The organism is Corynebacterium sp. NPDC104732, from assembly GCF_055583565.1.
This window is the reverse complement of record NZ_JBVJNS010000007.1, coordinates 75,900-94,647: the sequence shown is the minus strand read 5'-3', so window position 1 is coordinate 94,647 and position 18,748 is coordinate 75,900. Positions and strand designations below refer to the sequence as shown.

The 18,748-nt window shown below is 60.3% G+C and carries 12 protein-coding genes; 4 read left to right on the top strand and 8 right to left on the bottom strand.

The window, feature by feature from the left end:
• Positions 1 to 369: 369 nt before the first annotated feature.
• Complete coding sequence (locus ACZ6ZO_RS06945; RefSeq protein ID WP_465291530.1) at positions 370 to 3,297, bottom strand: UPF0182 family protein; 2,928 nt, start codon at positions 3,295 to 3,297, stop codon at positions 370 to 372.
• A gap of 76 nt (positions 3,298 to 3,373) precedes the next feature.
• Between ACZ6ZO_RS06945 and ACZ6ZO_RS06940 the strand changes: the two genes are divergently transcribed.
• The gene (locus ACZ6ZO_RS06940; protein WP_465291528.1) at positions 3,374 to 3,838 is read left to right on the top strand and encodes a PPA1309 family protein; all 465 of its coding nucleotides are present in this window, start codon (positions 3,374 to 3,376) and stop codon (positions 3,836 to 3,838) included.
• Positions 3,839 to 3,854: 16 nt separating this feature from the next.
• Positions 3,855 to 4,502, top strand: a complete 648-nt coding sequence (locus ACZ6ZO_RS06935) for a hypothetical protein (RefSeq protein ID WP_465291526.1) — start codon at positions 3,855 to 3,857, stop codon at positions 4,500 to 4,502.
• On the opposite strand, the gene ACZ6ZO_RS06930 is transcribed toward ACZ6ZO_RS06935, so the two are convergent.
• Positions 4,503 to 5,543: a YlbL family protein gene (locus ACZ6ZO_RS06930; RefSeq protein WP_465291524.1), complete on the bottom strand. Its 1,041-nt coding sequence runs from the start codon at positions 5,541 to 5,543 to the stop codon at positions 4,503 to 4,505.
• Between the two features lie 91 nt (positions 5,544 to 5,634).
• Between ACZ6ZO_RS06930 and ACZ6ZO_RS06925 the strand changes: the two genes are divergently transcribed.
• Positions 5,635 to 6,927 carry a zinc-dependent metalloprotease gene (locus ACZ6ZO_RS06925; RefSeq protein ID WP_465291522.1) on the top strand — a complete coding sequence of 431 codons (1,293 nt, stop codon included), beginning with the start codon at positions 5,635 to 5,637 and terminating at the stop codon, positions 6,925 to 6,927.
• On the opposite strand, the gene ACZ6ZO_RS06920 is transcribed toward ACZ6ZO_RS06925, so the two are convergent.
• Entirely contained in the window at positions 6,928 to 7,428 is a 501-nt protein-coding gene (locus ACZ6ZO_RS06920; protein ID WP_465291520.1) for a YgjP-like metallopeptidase domain-containing protein, read from the bottom strand.
• A gap of 20 nt (positions 7,429 to 7,448) precedes the next feature.
• Between ACZ6ZO_RS06920 and ACZ6ZO_RS06915 the strand changes: the two genes are divergently transcribed.
• The gene (locus ACZ6ZO_RS06915; RefSeq protein ID WP_465291518.1) at positions 7,449 to 8,351 is read left to right on the top strand and encodes a hypothetical protein; all 903 of its coding nucleotides are present in this window, start codon (positions 7,449 to 7,451) and stop codon (positions 8,349 to 8,351) included.
• Here the strand turns inward: ACZ6ZO_RS06915 and ACZ6ZO_RS06910 are convergent.
• From ACZ6ZO_RS06910 to ACZ6ZO_RS06890, 5 genes are read right to left on the bottom strand one after another with little or no spacing between them, the layout of a single operon-like run.
• Complete coding sequence (locus ACZ6ZO_RS06910) at positions 8,280 to 10,337, bottom strand: ATP-dependent DNA helicase UvrD2 (RefSeq protein WP_182386729.1); 2,058 nt, start codon at positions 10,335 to 10,337, stop codon at positions 8,280 to 8,282. The two genes, ACZ6ZO_RS06915 and ACZ6ZO_RS06910, sit on opposite strands and share 72 nt — an antisense overlap.
• Positions 10,334 to 11,134: an NAD(+) diphosphatase gene (locus tag ACZ6ZO_RS06905; protein ID WP_465291516.1), complete on the bottom strand. Its 801-nt coding sequence runs from the start codon at positions 11,132 to 11,134 to the stop codon at positions 10,334 to 10,336. Before ACZ6ZO_RS06905 ends, ACZ6ZO_RS06910 begins: the two co-directional genes overlap by 4 nt.
• Positions 11,135 to 11,143: 9 nt before the next feature.
• Positions 11,144 to 12,199: a potassium channel family protein gene (locus tag ACZ6ZO_RS06900; protein WP_182386730.1), complete on the bottom strand. Its 1,056-nt coding sequence runs from the start codon at positions 12,197 to 12,199 to the stop codon at positions 11,144 to 11,146.
• A gap of 21 nt (positions 12,200 to 12,220) precedes the next feature.
• Positions 12,221 to 15,553, bottom strand: a complete 3,333-nt coding sequence (locus ACZ6ZO_RS06895; protein WP_465291513.1) for a UvrD-helicase domain-containing protein — start codon at positions 15,551 to 15,553, stop codon at positions 12,221 to 12,223.
• Positions 15,546 to 18,743, bottom strand: coding sequence for a PD-(D/E)XK nuclease family protein (locus ACZ6ZO_RS06890; protein WP_465291511.1), 3,198 nt, complete (start codon positions 18,741 to 18,743; stop codon positions 15,546 to 15,548). The genes ACZ6ZO_RS06895 and ACZ6ZO_RS06890 overlap by 8 nt, the downstream gene beginning before the upstream one ends.
• Between the last annotated feature and the right edge of the window lie 5 nt (positions 18,744 to 18,748).

Sequence of the window (18,748 nt, the reverse complement as noted above, 5' to 3'; positions counted from 1 at the left end):
AATGACCCCGACATTACCCTCCCGAACTTCGGGCTCGCGGACACGTTTTGGGAGTAACCTCGGGGGCGTAATGTCGGGGTCAAGCGTCTGCCCCACCAACCTCGGGGGCGTAATGTCGGGGCCATGCCTCTGCCCCACCAATCTCGGGGTCAAGCTTCCAAGCAACCATCCTCGAGACCAAAGCACCGAGAGAACTGCCACCCCAAACCATTTGACGATCTTCCACTTATCCGTGGCGAATTCCCAGTTCGTGGAGTGGGGTGGGCGTAGTTATTTGTCGGGTCCGCCGCCCAAAAACTTAGGCCCCGCACCACCAAAGTGCGGGGCCGAAAGGGGCCGAAAGGGTCCGAAGGGGCTGGGCCCAAGGGGCTACTTCTGGGCCTTCTGCAGTTCTGCTACGGCCTTGTCCAGCTCATCCAGGGCTTTGCCATACTCTTCGTGCGACTTGTTCTTTGCTGCATTGAGCGCATCAAGGGCCTTGCGCAGGTTTTCCGTCGCGGCCTTGGCATCTACCGGGGCCTCAGGTGTATCCGGTTGTGGGGTGTCCGCTGGTTTGTCGGCGGTCTCTGATGGTTCCGTTGGCAAATCCTTCGCTTCCTCTAGGTCGCTTGCAGCTCGTGGGTCAATTCCCACCTGCTGCAGTGCCTCTGCGATGGTTGGCGCGTAGCCGACCTTGCCGTCGTAAGACACCAGAACACGCAGGAGCTTCGGGAACGCAGATTTTTGTTCCTTGCGCTGCGAGTAGATCGGCTCCACGTACATGATTTCCCCATCACCGACCGGCAGGGTCAGCAAGTTGCCGTTGGTGAGGGTGTTGGTGCGCTCCCACAGGGCGCGGTCACGGGCGATCTGGTCGGAGGACATCATGGTGTCCTGTGCCTGCTTCGGTCCCTGGGTTTGGGTGTCGGTAGGCAGGGCACGGACGGTGATCTTGCCGTAGTTCGCTGGGTCAGAGGCCACCGACATGTGGGCGGCGAGGAACTCACGCTCCAGGCCACGGAACGGCGTGATCAGCTGGAACGATGCCTTCCCCGACTCTGGGTCGGCTGCCACAACATAGTACGGTGGCTGGTTGAGCTGCTTACGATCGTCCGGCGCAGTCGGGTCGGAAGGAACGGACCAGAAAGCGTCGTTGGTGAAGAAGATGCCAGGATCATCCACGTGGTACTTCGCAATCAGCTCGCGCTGCACCTTGAACATGTCCTGTGGGTAGCGCAGGTGGCTGTTCAGCTCGTCAGAGATCGCAGACTTGGGCTTCACGGTGTTCGGGAATACGCCCTTCCAAGCCTTCAGCACCGGATCATCGGTGTCGAACTCGTATAGCTCCACCGTGCCGTCGTAAGCATCGACGGTGGCCTTGACGGAGTTGCGGATGTAGCTGGTGCGGTCCGTGACGAGCGGCTGACGGGTACCGTCCGGGTTGAGCGCGTCCTCGGTGGCTTCGGTGAGGGACGTGCGTTGCGAGTACGGCAGGTTGCTCAAGGTGGTGTAGCCGTCGACGATCCACTTGATGCGGCCGTCAATCACCGCGGGGTAGGTCGTGGAGTCTGCGGTGAGCCACGGCGCTACCTTTTCGACGCGGGCCCTCGGATCGCGTTCAAAGATAATCTTCGAGTTCTCGCCGATCCGCTCCGACAGCACCAGGTTCATTTCCTGGTATCGCAGCGCGAACAGCGCACGGTTGAACATGTTGGAAATGTCCACACCGCCGTTGCCGTCGTAGGTGAAATTCACCCCGTCGGCGTCGTACTCCACCGGGTTTCCGGCAGTGCCGACAATCGAGTAGTCCACACTTGGGTGAACATCAGAGATCACCGGGCCGAAGTAGGTACGGGGCTGCTCCACGTCGAGGCCCATTTTGTTTTCTTCGCCACGTTCCTTCGCCTGCAAGTCAGACACGGAGTACAGGGGGTAGCCGCCGCGGGTGGATCCCACATCGCGGGCAACCTCATCAACCTGGTTAGCCGGCGCGGCGATGAAACCATTTCCGTGGGTGTACACGGTGTGGCGGTTAATCCAGTCTTTCTGGTTACCGTCCAGCTCATTCGGGTCCATTTCACGGACAGCCACCACATAATCACGCAGCTCACCATCGACGGTGTACCGGTCGATAGCAAGGGTGTCTGGGAACCCATAGAAGTTCTTCAGCTGCTGTTGCTGGGTGAACGTCTTGGACAGTACCTCTGGGTCCAGGAGTCGGATGTTAGAAACGGTCGCTTCGTCAGAGGCGACAGACTCGGCGTCGGAGCCGGTTGCTCCCCAGTTACGCTGATAGGTGACCTTGTCGTCGGTAATGCCGTAGGCATAACGCGTCATCTGGATGTTGCGGCTAATGGATTCCGCTTCCTTCTGCGCACGGTTCGGCTTGACGGAGAACTGTTCCATCATCATCGGCCAGCCAATCCCAATGACACCGGAAGACAGCAGCATCAGAATTGCTGCCAGTACGGGGATACGCAGATCCTTGAGGAACACTGCGGAGAAGAAAGCCACAGCCACCACCGCCGCGATCACCATCAGGAGAATCTTGGCTGGCAAGTAAGCATGCAGGTCCGTGTAAGAAGCACCGTGGAACGTTTCGTGCTGGCGGCCCATCAAGTCATAACGATCCAGCCAGTACCCGGCCACCTTCACCAGCATCCACGCCCCCGCGGTGAGCGCCAGCTGGGTGCGGGCACCATAGGACACGAAGCTCTTCATCCCCGGCCCGCCTGGGCGGATGCTGCCGAGCAGATAGTGCCCAATCAACGCGATGAAAAACGCGACGACCAGCAGGACGGAGAGAGTGTCGGTGATGAGTCGCCACATCGGCAGACTGAAAGCGTAGAAACCGAGGTCGAGTCCGAACTCAGGGTCAGTGACCCCGAACGTTTCCCGGTTGAGGAACAAGGAGACAGTGCGCCACGCACTTTGCCCAGCGATACCTGCCAAAACACCCACCACGATGGGCAAGCCGATGAGGATTTTCTTCAGCGACTCTTCCACCATGCGCCGATAGCCATGGATGGGGTTGTCGAGGTCAAACACGTCGATATTGTGAGGCCGGTTTCGGAATGCCAGGAACCCGGCAGCCCAGACAATCGCGGCAGCAAAAATGAAGAAGATAAAGAACAAAATGATGCGCGTGACCAGCACCGTGGTAAACACTCCACGGAAATTCACCTCCCCGAACCACATCCAGTCTGTCAGATACGTGACGGCCATCGGCGCTACCACAATGAGTAGCGTCAGGACGGTAAGAACAATGCTCAACATCTTCGGAGAGCGTCTAGCTGGGGGTTGTAGGCTCGTCGCCAATTCCAACTCCTTCTATTTTGCAGGTATTCTCCTAATACTCTACGGATTTTAGTAATTACGCGAACAAAGGCAGGCAATGACCCAAAACGCTGCACTGAACAAAGCAATGCTCGAAGCCGTCGAATTTATCCATGCCGAAGGCTGGGATGCGAGCCCCACGTTGTTTGCGCTGGTAGGCGTCGAGAAGCTCGGGCTTCCTGAAGAGGAAGGACCACTCGCTCTGGTCGTACAAGACGACATCCCCGGCGCGATCGAAGACTTCCTCCCCACCGTCGCCTGGCCCGCCGATGTTGAAGGGGTCGTGCTGGCGCAGGAAATTATGTTCAGCGACGCCGGCGCCCCCGCCCGCCCGGCGCGACTGTTTTCCGGCGTTCTTCGCGACGACTCGGAGCTGACCCTCTTGCAGATCCGACCAACCGAAGATGAGCTACAAGAACCCTTTGCCGAGGACAAGATCGACCTGCGGGGTGGCCCAGACGTAGCGCCAGAAGTGATTGAGGCGCTACGCTACACTTTGAACGCCAACCCCTACGACTATTAATGGGAAAGACCGCGCTGTGCACAATCGCTGGAATATTCGTCTCGCCGGGTTTTTAGTACCGGTTGCGATGCTTGGGCTGTCCGCATGTAGCAAGGACGCCCTCGAGCCGGAGCCAGGCCCGGCACCTACGATCACCTCCAGTACCAGTGCGCTGCCCACGGCGTCGCTAAGCCCGTCAGCGACGGCCACCACCAGTGCTGCTTCGTCGACGGCGGACGAGGAAACGCCGACCTCCACGGCTACAAAAGAAGCGTCGTCGGTAAGCAAGGTGGCGCAGATGTACGGCTCGCTGGCGCCGGCGGAGTTCTTCGACATGTTTGAGGACTGCGCCCCTAACGGCATCCCGGATTCCAGCGCCTGCACCGGCCCGGAAGTCGGCCAATTTCAGTTCTTCAAGGGGGATGCAAAAGCCGCATCGACCACCCAGCTGCTCACCGAGTTGCGCAGTTCCCGGGTGGTGGAGGACTCCGGCGACCGGATCGTCGGTTGGTCGACCCTCGGTACCACCGCCGTGATCACCGTGGTGGATAACAAAAAGGGGCTCACCATGCAGCAGATGGTCTCCTCCGACAAGCAGGATCCGCTGGAGCGCATCTATGAGCTGGGCCTGGCCGCAGCGCCAGAACCAACCCCAACAGCAGAGCCCAGCGAGAACCCCTCCTAACTAGTCACACGTAGTGACCTGCTGGCCGCCGTTGTAGGCCTCGAGCTGTTTCACCGCGTCGGTCAGTGAGGTTACCTTGAGCAGCGTGATGTCCTTGACCTTCGCGGTTTTCGCTTCCCCGCAATTGGCCGCCGGGGTCAAAAACACCTCCGCCCCAGCGTCTTTCGCAGCCCGGATCTTGTGGGTGATACCGCCAATCGGCCCCACTTCACCCGATTCCGCGATCGTGCCGGTGCCCGCGATGAACTTCCCACCAGTGAGCTCACCAGGGCTGAGCTTATCGACGACCGCGAGCGTGAACATCAAGCCAGCACTCGGACCGCCAATATCCTCCAGGTTGTATTCGATGGTGGCGCCATCCGCGGGCACAGACACCAGGATCACCCCCAGAAGCCCCTTGCCGGTGTGCGGGTTCTTCCCCAACACCACCTCACGCGTCTGCCCTCCCTCAAAACCGAGGGTCACCTTCTCCTCCGGCGCTTTAGCCGCAACAAATTCCCGCAGCTGTGCCGGGGACTCCACCTTCTCGCCGTTGAAAGAGACAATGCGATCCCCCGCAGTCACCAGGTCTTTCACCGGGGCGTCCGGCATGACGTCTTTTACTTCTACCACTGTCGGGCGGCCCAAGTACCGGTAAGCAGCGAGTGTGGCCGAGGACTCGGAGTCAGAAAACGCCGTCTGGTTCTGCTGCTTGATTTCTTCTTCGGTGAGGTCCGGTGGGAACACGGACTCGATGGGCACGATTGTGTCGTCGCTGAGCAGCCAACGGCTCATCACCTGCGCCAGAGTCATTTGGGTGCGGACGGACACCGTGGTCATATTGAGGTTGCCTGTGGTCTGATCGACGTCCGTTCCCGTGATGTCAACGATCTTCTTGCCGTCGTATTCCGCCAGCGTATTGAAGGTAGGGCCAGGGCTTTCCGCAGCATAGGGCACCGTCAGCGGGATGTCCGTAAACGGCACGGTGGGGCTGGAAATAAGGTAGCTGAAAGCGAGCACTGGGATGGCGCCCCAGATCACTGTTTTCGATCGACGATTCACGCCTAGCTACCTTACCCGCTCTCAGGGTGTTCGCTAACAGCGTTGATAGAGATAGGGTCTTATCGGGTTGCACTGCGGTACTTTGGTGACTATGAACGACAACAATAATTTTTTCTTTGGTGGCAACTTCGGAGGCCCCGGCGGCTTCGGAGACTTCTTTAACCAACTAGGCCAGATGTTTAACGGCGGGGTAAACAGTAACCCGGACGAGCCGGTCAATTATGAGTTAGCGGAGCGCATTGCCAAGCAACAAATTGGCAAGGTTTCTCCAATTAGCAGCAAGGAAGCCACCGCTGTCGTCGACACGGTGCGCCTTGCAGACATGTGGCTCAACGACGCCACCGTCCTGCCCACCTCGGAGGGCTCCGTCAACGCCTGGAACGCCGAGGAATGGCTGCTGGCCACGCTACCGACATGGAAGCGTTTTGTTACCCCCGTAGCTAGGCGCATGAACGAGGCGCAGCTGGAGCAGCTACCGGAAGAAGCCCGTGACATGGTCGGGCCGATGCTGCAGATCATGAACTCCATGTCGGGGATGAATTTCGGCGTCCAGCTCGGCAACGCCCTGGGAGATCTTGCCACCCAGGCCTTAACCGGCTCGGACTTCGGCCTGCCGGTAGTTCCGAGTGGCACCATCGCGGTGTTGCCAACAAACCTCAAGGCGATCGCCAAGGATTTGAAAATCTCAGAGCTTGACGTCCTGATGTACATTTGCGCCCGCGAAGCCGCCCGACAGCGCCTGTTTAAGCACGTGCCCTGGCTCGTGGAACGCCTCGTATCCTCAGTCGAGGAGTACGCAACCGGCCTGGTGATTGACACCTCCCACATCGAGGAAGCCACCCGCGACCTGGGCCTGGAATCCGGCGACCCGGCCCAAATCCAGGAAGCGATGCAGCGGCTGCAAAACATGGATCTCTCGCCACGCATCACCTCCCGCAATGCCGGGGCCACTGCCCGCCTCGAAACCATGCTCGCGCTCGTCGAGGGCTGGGTCGAACTAGTCGTGACTCAGGCAATGGGTGAACGCGTCCCGTCGACCGACGCGCTCAACGAGGCATGGCGTCGCCGCCGCGCGACCGGTGGCTCCGCGGAAAAGGCCTTCGCCAAGGTGGTGGGCATCGAGTTCGCCGCGCCAAAGGTCGCTGAGGCAATGGAACTGTGGCGACGAGTGGAAAACGCCGTGGGTATCGAGCGTCGCGACGCCGTCTGGGATCACCCAGACTTCCTACCTGTCGCCGAGGACCTGGACAAACCGGCAGCGTTCATCGATTCCCTCCTCGGTGACACCCTGAGCGAGGACTTTGATCCCATCGCCGAAATCAACGCCCTGGAAGAGCAGCTGAAAGATCGTCCCGAGGACGAACACGGCGACGAGGAAAAGTAACTAAAACTGGCGCGCGTAGGCCTCCAAATAGCCTTTCGCGCGTTCTGCCTTCGGCGCCCGATCCGCCCACGCCCAAAACTCCGCGGAGTGCCCGGTACGAATGAACGTGTGCACCAGCTCGTGCACGATCACAGCGTCCAACACGTACCCCGGCACGTCCTGCAACCTGTGGGACACTCGAATTTCGCCCGTCCCCGCAGTACAGGACGCCCACCTGCTGTTTTGATTAGTCACCCACCTGATTCGGGTGAACCTTGCTCGGCCTTCCAACACCGTGGCGTTGAGTTCTTTCGCGCGGGCGGCCAGTTGTGCGTCGGTAAGCGAGCTAGCGTTCTTGGCCAACTTCACCTGCAGTCGCTCCACTACCTGCGCCACTTCGCGTTCTTCATCCGCCTCCGGCATCCCGGACGGCACCCGCACCTCGATGGTGTCGCCCACTAGTTTCGCGCTGATCGTGCGTTTGCGCCTTGTCGAACGGATTACCCGCACCTGATGAGCCATGTCACGATATTCTATGGCACATGGGGGAAATGCTAAAGCTCACGAGTGCTGCCCGGGTCGTGGTCCGGCCCGGCCCAGCAATTCAATTTGGTATCGATGCCACCACCGCGGGGGTAATCGACGGCATCGAACCGCACCATATCGGCCCGGTGGTGGGGGCGCTCGCCAGCGCCAAGTCCCCTGTGACGAGAACCGACCTCGCGATCAGACTCAGCAAGGCCGGTCTCAACTCCACTGCCGCCGAACAACTAGTGGGTGAACTGCTCGCTTTCGGGATCCTGCGTCACCTCCCCACCGTAGAACCACGCGTCGCCCTCCTGGGGCGCAGTTCCCTCTCCGCTCTGATCGCAGAGTTGCTGACCGGCAGCGGGTGCACGGTTCGCCGACCCTTGCGCGGCGAAACTGATGGGAGGTTTCTGCGGTCGCTACCAGGTGAGATGCCGCTGGTGGCCGTCGATAAGCTGGCGCATGCGCGGGTGCTGGCCGGGGCGCTCAGCGGGGGACGACGGGAGCTGTTCGTGCCGGTGCAGCTTGTCGACGGCCGTGGCGTCATCGGCCCACTTCGCTCCGGCGGCCTCGGTCCGTGCCCACTGTGCACCCAGCTGCACCGCACGGATGTGGATCCACATTGGCCACACCTTCTTACCCAGCTACCTGGCGCCGCCTCAGCGGCTCCGGTGACTGTGGCGGCGACAGCGGCTCACGCAGCTGCGATGGTGCTCGCCCATTATGGGTTGGATCGCCCGCCGTTGGGCACCACGTCGCGACGTTGGCAACCAGGGTTAGTGCTGGATGTGGACCCGTTTGGTGAGTTGCGGGAATCCGTGGTGGCCAGCCATCCCCATTGCCCGCTATGTTTCGAGTCGCAAAATATCCAGCAGAGCCTCCCCGAAGCTCGCTGCCTTGACCGGGCCAATTCCTGAGACTTCCAACAGTTCACTTTCGGTCTGCGGTCGGGCTTCAGCCAAGGCCATCAACGTGGCGTCGGTGAACACAATGTAAGCGGGCACCTCAAGTTCTTTCGCCTGTTCCAGACGCCACTGGCGGAGCTTGTCAAAGACGCTCTCGTCAGCGTCTGATGGGCAATCCTGGCATCTACCCAGCACCTTTTCCTGGGGCGCTTTCAGCGGGCTGCCGCACACCCGACAGCGCTGAGGGCGCTTGCTCCGCGGAGGCACATTCACAGCTTCTGCCACGATCCCGTCGAGGAAGCGACTGCGCTTGCGGGACTGTCGGCCCCCGTCTTGTCGAGCGAGCGCCCACGAACAGTGCAAATGCTCCCGAGCGCGGGTAATCCCGACATAGAATAGTCGGCGTTCCTCTTCGATCTGCTCCGCTCCCGCTTTGATAGCAAAGGAGATGGGAAGGGTGTTTTCCACCAATCCGGTGAGGAACACGGCGTCCCACTCCAGGCCTTTCGCCGCGTGCAGCGACGCCAGTGTCACGCCTTCTACTGTGGGAGGTGCTTTGGCTTCAGCCCGGTTTTTGAGCTGAATGAGGATCGCTTGTAGATCACTGTCCGGCGTTGCGGTTCCTAGTTCCTCGATGAGATCGACGAGAGCGGTGAGCATCTGCCAGCGTTCGCGGGCTTCCACGCCTTCGGGTTCTTTGGAGGTAAGTCCCAGTGGCACCAGGGCGGCGCGAGCGATGGCCGCCACTCGTGGCCCTACAGCATCCTCGGGGAGGTCGCGGCGCTGCGCGGTGCGCACCAGCTGGCTGATCGCCTGTTTAATCTCGTTTCGCTGAAAGAACCCTTCGCCGTTTTTGATCTGGAACACGATGCCCGCGTCAGCAAGCGCTTGTTCAAAAACCGCGGATTGGGCATTGATGCGGTATAGCACCGCGATTTCGCTGGGTGGGGTGCCATCGGCGATGAGCTTTTTTATCTGGCGCGCAACTTCACGCGCTTCCGCCGGCTCATCGGGGTAGGACTTGAACGTAGGTTCCGGCCCGGAAGGTCGCATACCCTGCAGTTCCAGCCGGGTGCCCGCTACCCTGCCGGTTGCTTTTCCGATGACGGTGTTGGCGAGGGCCGTGATTTCCGGGGTGGAGCGGTAGTCCCGTTGCAGCCGGGTCACCGTTGCGTGCGGGTACGTCCGTGAGAAATCGAGCAGGTAGTTTGGGGTCGCCCCGGTGAAAGAATAAATGGTCTGGTTGGCGTCGCCGACGACCGTGAGGTCATCGCGATCCCCAAGCCACGCATCAAGCACCCGTTGTTGCAGTGGGGTGACGTCCTGGTACTCGTCGACGACGAAGCTGCGATACTGGGCCCGGAACTCCTCTGCGACCGCCGGAGAATTTTCGATGGCTCCGGCCGTGTGAAGCAGCAGGTCATTGAAGTCCAGCAACATCCCAGCATCGGTGGTTTTTGCTGCTTCGTACATCCGGTACACGTCCGCGACCTTCTCCGCGGGCACCGGTGGGGTGCGCTGCGCCTTATCGACGGCCTCAGCGTATTGCTGGGGCGTAACCAGGCTCGCTTTTGCCCACTCGATCTCCCCGAGGAGGTCACGCACATTTTCTGTGTGGGATTCAATTCCGACGTTACGGGCGGCGCGCCCGACGAGGGAGAACTTGTTATTATCCAGCATCCGCCACGGCAGGTTCCCGGCGATCTGGGGCCAGAAGTACTGGAGTTGGCGCAGGGCTGCGGAGTGAAAAGTACGGGCTTGTACTGCCCCGATACCCATGAGGCTGAGACGGTGCCGCATCTCAGTGGCGGCACGGTTGGTGAAAGTGACGGCGAGGACTCGGTGTTGGCTGATGAATCCTTGGTCGATGAGGTGCGCGATGCGGTAGGTGATGGTCCGGGTTTTGCCGGTACCGGCTCCGGCAAGGATGCAAACCGGGCCGCGGGGTGCGGTGGCAGCGCGGCGTTGGTCGTCGTCAAGGTCGTTGAGGTTGATCATTGGTGCGTTTTTGCCCAGTCGTCGATGAGTTGGCGGGCGATGCTCCCGGGGGCAGCCAGTGGCAGCTGGCGGATCTGCTCGGGGCCAGCCCAGACGATTTCTTCGAGTTCACCGTCGGTGGTGCTGACGGGGTCTTCGTCCGTCGTGCTAGCAGTGAACCCGATCATGAGCGAGCCGGACATGGGCCAGGGTTGGGAACGCACGTAGGTAATGTTGTCGGCTCTGCGCCCGGTTTCTTCGAGCACCTCGCGGGCGAAGGCCGCTTCGAGGGTTTCGCCTGGGTTGACATAGCCCGCGATCAGGGAGAAGTAGTCGGGGCGGAGCCGATTTCGCCCGAGGAGGATTCTATTGTGTCCGTACAGTTCCACGAGCCCGATGACGGAAGGATCGATCCGCGGGTAGATCATGCGCTGATCGTGCCCAAACGCGAGGGAGCCGAAGTGGTGCAGGGGTGAGCCGTATTGGGGGTCGAAACGTTCGTTTTCCCGGAATCGCAATTTCGCAATCACTGACGCGACGTTGGGGTGGTCGAGGTAACCTCGGGCGCTGCGCCAGGTGCCAGTTGTAAGGTGCGGGAGTTCTTCGATTTCGGTGTCGGTGGCCCGCACTGCCACGTATGGAAAGCTCGGTCCTACGCTGGCGTGTGGATGGAAATGTTCTGGGGCGTCGGCCAGGGGTGCGTAAACAATGGCCGCGGCGTATCGCTGCTCGTCGACGGCTTCCAACGGGAGCCAGAGTGGTTGGTCTTGAGCATCGACGAGGATGCGGTAGTCCGGGGTGACGAAAAGCAGAGACATAGCGTGTTCCTAGAAAACGCGTCGCACGTAGAGTAGTCGGTCGCCTGGTTCCACGATTTCGGCTTCTGGCGCGTCGATGCGATAGAGCTCACCGGAGCGCACCACACCGAGGACTATGTCTGCCAGGTGCCGTGGGTTAGCGCCCACTTCGTCTTCCCCGACGAGCCGTTCAGCGATAGAGAATCCTTCGTCTGGAGACAGGAGGTCTTCCATCATCTCCACCACGGATGGCGTGACGGTGGCGAGGCCGAGCAGCCGGCCTGCCGTTTCGGAGGAAATCACCACGGAATCGGCCCCGGATTGCTTAAGCAGGTGCATGTTTTCGGATTCGCGGACGCTGGCAACGATCATGGCGCTTGGTGCGATTTCTCGGACGGATAGGGTGACCAGCACGGCGGTATCGTCCAGGTTGGGAGCCACGACGACGGCTTTGGCGCGGGTGACTCCGGCGAGTTTCAGCACGTCAGATTTGGTTGCCGATCCTTGAACGGTGGCAAGGCCTTGGTTTGCTGCGAGTTCCAATGATGTTGGATCGTTGTCAATGACCACGATCTGGCTGGCTGGGGTGCCGTCGGCAAGCAGTGCGGCGACGGCGGAGCGTCCCTTGGTGCCGAATCCGATGACCACGGTGTGATTACGCAAGCGCTTTCTCCATCGTTGAATTTGCAGGGCGCGACGGGATTCTTCCGTCAGGACTGACAGGGTGGTGCCGACCAGGAGGATCAGGAAGGCAATACGAAGTGGCGTGATGACGATGATGTTCATCAGTCGCGCGTGTTGGGTCACTGGTGTGATGTCGCCGTAGCCTGTGGTTGAGAGCGACACCGCCGAGTAGTACACGGCGTCGATGAAGGTGAGGTGCTCGGTGTACCCTCCCTTATCGAAGTACACGAGCACCGCCACGAGTGCGAGGAGCAGCGTGGCGTACACGAATCGTCGGATGATCAGTGCCCAAGGGCTGGTGTACGCAGCCCCTGGCACGCTGACAATGTTGATGAGCGCGTGATCAGGTAGATCACTCAGTTCCATGTCACCACGGAACCTGTCCCCGATCCGATTTCGCATTCGCGCTCCTTCAGTGTCCTTCTATTGCGTGTCATCCATTGCGAGCATCCGCGCCATTTCTTGTGCGTCAGGTAGTTTACCTGGCTCCAGTGTGAAACCTGCCGATACGTAGTAAAACGCTGCGCGAATCTTCTCTGGGTCGATGGCTGTGCCGAGTTTCTTGCTGAGCAGTTCGGCCCATGCGTGCCGGTACACTGCGAGCTGCAAACTCGCGGTTTCCAGGGCTGCCCCTGATGGGGGGCGACCTGTCTTCCAGTCCACCACGAGCCAGCCTTCTTCGTCGGAGTCGGCCTCGTGAAACACGGCGTCCATGCGACCACGCACGACGTGGTCGCCGAGGACCACTTCAAAGGGCTGCTCCACGTACTTCGGGGTTTTTTCAGCCCATTCCGAAGCCAGGAATTTCTCTTTGAGCTGCTCCACTTCCGCTTCGACGTACCCTTCGTCGCCCATCCCAGGAAGCTGTTCCTCATCGAGGAAGGATTGACCGCCGAGTTTGCGTTCGAGCCATTCGTGGAACGCGGTGCCACGCTTGGCGTATGCGTTGGGGCGGAATGGCACGGGGCGTGCGCTGCGCCGGGCGAAGTACTCCGGGTTGGAGGCAATGGAGACCATGTCTGTGGCGGTGAGTTCCTTGAGCACTGGGACGTGCACCTCTGTCACCTGCTGAGCTCGATGTTCCTCGATCAACGCGACCACGTCGGCTTCCCATTGTTTCGTCAGTTCGCTGCTGTCGAAGCGAGGCTCTGGCGGGGACGCGAGCGCAGCCTTCACAGCCTCCGCGGCTTTCGCCACTGCTTGCCGACGCCCGCCCAACGCATCCTGTGGGAAACTACCGTGTAGCGTTTTGGTCCCATCCTGGTTCGGCTCGAGTTCTTCTTCCCAGTGCACAACTGCGTGTGGGAGGGCCCGCTTGAGCTTGTTCAGGTGCAGGTAAGGCGCGTTTGATCGCCAGCCGTCTTTTCCGTTGTAGGAGGCGCTGACATAGAGGTGTTCTTCGCTGCGGGTGATGGCCACGTAAAACAATCGCTCTGATTCGGCGTTGAGGTTTTCCCGGAATTCATCGATGTGCGCATTGATCCCGTTGCGTAGTTCCTTGATAGTGTCGAAGCTTTCCAGTTCGAATACTGGGGCTCCGGTGAGGTCATCAACGGATCGGGCGTCGCCACGCAGGCTAGAGGGAATGCTGGTGACTGTGCTGACCCAGGTGGGGTTTTTGGCCCCTTTGCTGGTTTCATCATCGTACGTTTTGTTGTCCGCGTGTAGCACGGCAACGTGCTGCCATTCCAGCCCTTTGGACTTGTGCACGGTGAGGATTTGCACTCGTTCTGAGCGGACGGATACTTCACCGGGCTCGAAGCCGTCTTCTTCTTGGGAGGCGAGCTCGAAATATTCGAGAAGTCCGCGCAGGGTTGCTCCCGGAATGTTTTCGAAGGTGGCTACTTGGTCGGCAAAGGCGTCCAGGTGGGCGGTGCCGGGTGCACCGTCGGCGGTGGGGTCTTGCCTAGCTAGCACCTCGGTGCGGATGCCCATGACGGATTCGATATCGGCAAAGATGTCGCTGATGCTGCGGCCGAGGCTCTGCGTACGCAGGTGGCGCAACGCCGCTGCAAGTTCAGTGAGGCGTCGATAGCCTTCCGCAGAGTATTTTTCCGGTTCTCCCAGGTCAGCAATGGCATCGCTGAGACCGACGATGGTGCTGGGGTCGGGTTTATCGGCAGTGGTGATGGTCCAGGCGAGTTTTTCCAGCGGGTCCTTTGGTGCTGGCCCGACGTCTTCCGCGCTGCGGCCGGCGAGGTTCCGGGCGCGCTGGTAGACAGCCCGGATGTCGTTTGCTCCGAGGCCGACTAAGGGGCCGGTAAGGATCCGCAGTGCTGCCTTGTTGTCTTGCGGGTTGATCAGCATGGATGCGATCGACGTGAGGTCAGAGATCTCTGGGATGGAAAGCAGACCGGATAGACCTACCACTTCCACGGGAACTCCGCGTTCTTCCAGAGCTGCGACGATTAGCGCGATATGCCTGCGCTTCCTGACGAGCACTGCCCCGGTGAAATCATGCTCCCGTGGGGCGTGGAATGCCGTCGCCAGGGAGTCTGCCACCCAGGAGATTTCTTCCGCTGGCGTTCCGAACCAGCCAAGCTGTACGGTGCCTTGGCCGTTGGCTGCGAGTGGTTCCAGTGGCTGTACTGGCCGCTGGGATGGCCCACGGTCCTTAAATGCGTGGTCAGCAATGGTGTTCGCAGCTGCAAGGACGTCTGCCGGGTTTCTAAATGACACGGTGAGTTCTTGCTTTGGCGCTGGACCTAGTGGCTCTGAAGTCTCGGAAACGCAAGGGAAATCCGTGACGAAGCGATCGAGGTTGGCAGCCGTAGCGCCACGCCAACCATAGATGGACTGCATCGGGTCTCCCACTGCGGTCACGGTGAGGTGCGGATCGTGGCCCCCATACAAACTGCGTAGGAGCACGCGTTGGGCGTGCGAGGTGTCTTGGTATTCGTCGAGCATGACGACGCCAAACTTGGCTCGTTCCCGCTGCCCTACTTCTGGGTGTTTTTCAGCCAGGGTGGCTGCCAGTGTCATTTGCTGCCCGAAGGTAATGACGCGCTGCTCCGCGAGGGTTTCCCGGAGTTGCTGGACTAGTGGAAGGAAGTCAATGCGTTTTTGCTGTGCACTCAGCCAGTCCCGGTCTTTTTTAATCAGGTTGGCGGGGTTGCCTTTGTCATCGACGGGGTCGTCGAACAGGCGCATGAATTCTTGTGATTCGGTGCGGACGTCATCCAGGCTCACCATGTGGTTGTCGATTTCTGCCGAGAGTTTCAGCAAGGTTGCGGTGGTGTAGGCGACCTGGGTGGTGACGGACAGTTGTCCGGTGTAGTTCACCACGAGCTCACGGGCGATGGCGTACAGCTCGGTTTGAGTGATGAGCCGGGCAGAGGGCTCGACGGGCAGTAACAAGCCGTATTCTCCGACGAGCCGACCAGCGTAGGAGTCGTAGGTGAGCACGGTTGGGTTGATGTTTTCCAATGTGGCCGAAAGTCGGCCTTCGGGGTCCAGGTCACGCGCCTGTGGGGTCATAGCGAAGGTAGCCAGACGGGTTTTGATGCGCTGACGCAGCTGCTGGGCGGCCTTTCGGGTGAAGGTTAGGCCCAGGACTCGTTCTGGGTCGACGTACCCGTTCGCAACGAGCCACACGACGCGGTTGGCCATCGTTTCGGTTTTGCCGGCGCCGGCTCCTGCCACCACCAGCATTGGGCCTGGTGCTGCGCCGATCACGGCAGCTTGTTGCGGAGTTGGCGGAAATTTTTGGCCTTGAGCTGCGGCGAGTTCTTCCGGTGAGATCCGTTGCTTAAACATTGGTGAGAGCCTTTCCCTCGGGATGCGCTGGGCACATGGTGCGCAGCACGCACCGGTCGCAGGCTGGGTTTTCATGTGCTTGAAACTGGGGTCCTTGGATTGCGGTGACTACTTCGGGCAGGAGCGCGGCAAAATCGGTGAGCTGTTGTTCGTCTTTCATGGGTTGCTGCCGCTCGGTGACCTTCACAGCTTCGGACGCTGGGTATACCAGCCAGCCGCCACCGAGTACCTCTGGGCGGAGTCCCATGTTAGACGTAGTCGCGCCCTCCGGCCCTACCTCGGCGTGGGCGAGGGCGAGTTGGTAAGCGAATAGCTGCGGATGCACTTCCGCATCGTCCTTTGATACCCCATGCTTTCCGGTTTTGAGGTCAATGACCAGCAGGGCGTCATCGGCTTGTTTTTCTAGCCGGTCGATTCTGCCGCGAATGGCTATCGGTGTGCCGTCGGGTAGTGCGCTCACCACCACATTGACGGGGTATTCCACGCCCACTAGTTCGTTGGTTCGTTTATCCAACCATTCAAAAGTTCGGTCGAGGGTGCGCTTCCAGTTGGTTAGTTCGTTCTCCACCAGCCAGGCCGGAAAGTCGGTGTGGGCGACAAATGCCTCGGTGAGCATCCTTTCGATGTCCGCCCGTGGCACTGATCGGGCGTAGGCTTCTGCCCCGGCGTGGATGAGGATGCCTTTGAACAGGTGCAATGGGCTGTCGTCTTCTTCGCCGTATTCGCTGAGGACGGTCCGTAGTGGGCACACCAGAGCGCTTTCGATTTTTGATGGAGAAAGCTGCACTGGCGGGTTAAGGTTCATGATCGGTTCTGCTTCACTCGGCGCAGCGAGCCCCCACCAGGTGTCCGGGTGGGCACCGTGGATTCCGGCTTCGGCAAGCCTGGCCAGTTGGCGGGCTGCTTCCCGCTTGTGATGTTCTGGGGCATCGGGTGCTTCGAGGGTGCGGCGAAGTTCAGCGACGATGCTGGGCTGTGACAGCAGTCGGGGAAACTGTGTGCTGTCTCCGATGTCGTTGTTTAGCTCAGCGAAGGCGTCGGGGGTTCCTGAGGTGGTCACGAGGACATCAGGGTCCTCGGCTAGCTCGGTGACGAAGCGTGAAGGTTCTTCTACCTCATCTGAATCTGGTGCAGTGACCGCGGTGACGAGCAATGTGTGGGTTGCGCGCGAACAGGCGAGCAAGAACAGCCTGCGTTCCTCAGCGACTTTGTCTTTGGTGTTGGAAGTGATGACGTTGGGGTCGATATCGCGGTCATGCAGTTGGACAAGTTCTTCCTGGCCGAACAGCGAACCGGTCTCCCCCAGCGCGGGCCATTGCCCTTCCTGTACTCCGCAGACAACCACGAGAGGCCAGTGGCGACCGATGCAGCTGTGTGCGGTGAGGATTGACACGGCTTCTGGTGCGAAACCGCGTCGATCGCGAGTACCGCTGGGCAGTTCCTCTTCTCGAATGGTGGACACGAACCGCATCAGTGGTGCGGCTGGGTGGCGTTCAACGAAGTCTCCCGCTGCATCGAAAAGTGCCATGACAGCGTCAAGGTCGATGTCAGCTTGGCTTCCCAAGGCCCCGCCACGCAGTGAGGCGTTCATGAGCCGATCGGAAAGCCCTGTGGCGTCCCATACTTCCCACAACGTGAGTTCAATGGAGGCTCCTTGGGCAAGTGCCTCACGACCGGCTTTGAGCACTCCGGTCAGACGGAGCAGGATGTCTAGCTCGCGTTGCGTGAGATATTCGACTGTATCGGTTGGTAATTCGTCGGTAGCGCGGAGGATGTCGGCGAGGACGTCAGTGGCGCGACGAGTGCCGCCCCGCTTCATTTCGGCTTGCCGGAGTCCGCGGAGCAGCCTGCGCAGGGTCACGGGGTCGGCGCCACCGATGGGGCTGAGAATGAGTTCCTCAAGTTCCGTGGTGGTCAGTGGCTCGGTGAGCAGCGTGAGCGCTAGCAGCAGCCCGGACACCAGTCGTTGCTGTGCGAGGACCATCGACGTGGGTTGCAAGGACACGGGAACGCCAGCAGACAGCAGGGCACGACGGACCGCAGGGATGCTGCTACTGGAACGGACAATCACTGCCATCTCATCCCACGATGTCCCGTCGATAAGGTGGGCGCGGCGCAAGGTGTCCGCGACGACGAGGTGCTGTGTCGCCTCCGAGTCGGCGTAACAGATTTGTTGCCGGGGCGCGTGACGACGCCGATCCAGCACAATCTCATGGTCAACCGGCCAGCTCGTTAATGAATCCGGGGTTGCACCACGGAAGTGGAATACTGAGTGTTCGGGATTTCCCGCCAGCACAGCGCACTGCGCAGAGTGCGTAAAAACGCCGATGAGCTGCGCTGCTTGTGGGTCGAGGTTTTGGGCGTCGTCCACAAACAGGGAATCAATTTGTTCTTGCATAGCCTCGCGAAAAGCCTCGTCGGCGTTGAGGTGGTCGTGGGCCGCTACCACGAGTTCTGAAGCGTTGTACAGCTGGGCACCTGTGAGCTGAGTGATTTCTTCGTATTCCTGGAGGAATTTTCCGGCGGCCACCCACATGGGTCGGTTGTAGACGTGGCCGAGCCCTTGGAGCTGTTCCGGCCCCAGTCCGCGTTCTTGGGAACGCAGGAGGAAGTCACGAAGTTGCCTCGCGAAACCCACCATGGTTAGTGCGTCTCGTACGTTGTCCGGCCAGTAGTTATCCTCCGATTCAGCATGAACCTGGAGCAGCTCTTGAATAATCAGGTCCTGTTGTGCGCCGGTGATAAGGCGCGGGGTTCGCCCCAGCGACGCATCTTCCGCTGATTCGGGATTACGCAGCCGTGCCAGGCGCACCAAGGAGAAAGCGAACGAGTGCACCGACTGCACGAGAGGAGTTTCGGACACGTACCCGACGCTGGGCAAGAGCTTCGCAAACTCCTTGCGAAGCAATGCGCCCGATTCTTTAGAGGTAGCAAGGACCACAATCTCGGACGGGGACACCCCGGAAGCAATTCGCGCTAGAACAGCATCCACGATGAGGGAGGTGACGCCCGAATCGGCGGTGCCGGTGACCCGCCATTTTCCTGGTTTAGGGGTGTCCATCGCAGCGATAAGCTGCTGGGCAGCCCCATCCCAGGTACGAGATTCCGGCGAGGAAGACTCTCCAGCTACGAGCTTGACCTGTAGTTTTTCCGGCGGGGCGAAGCGAGCTGAGGGCACGAACTGATTCATGCCTC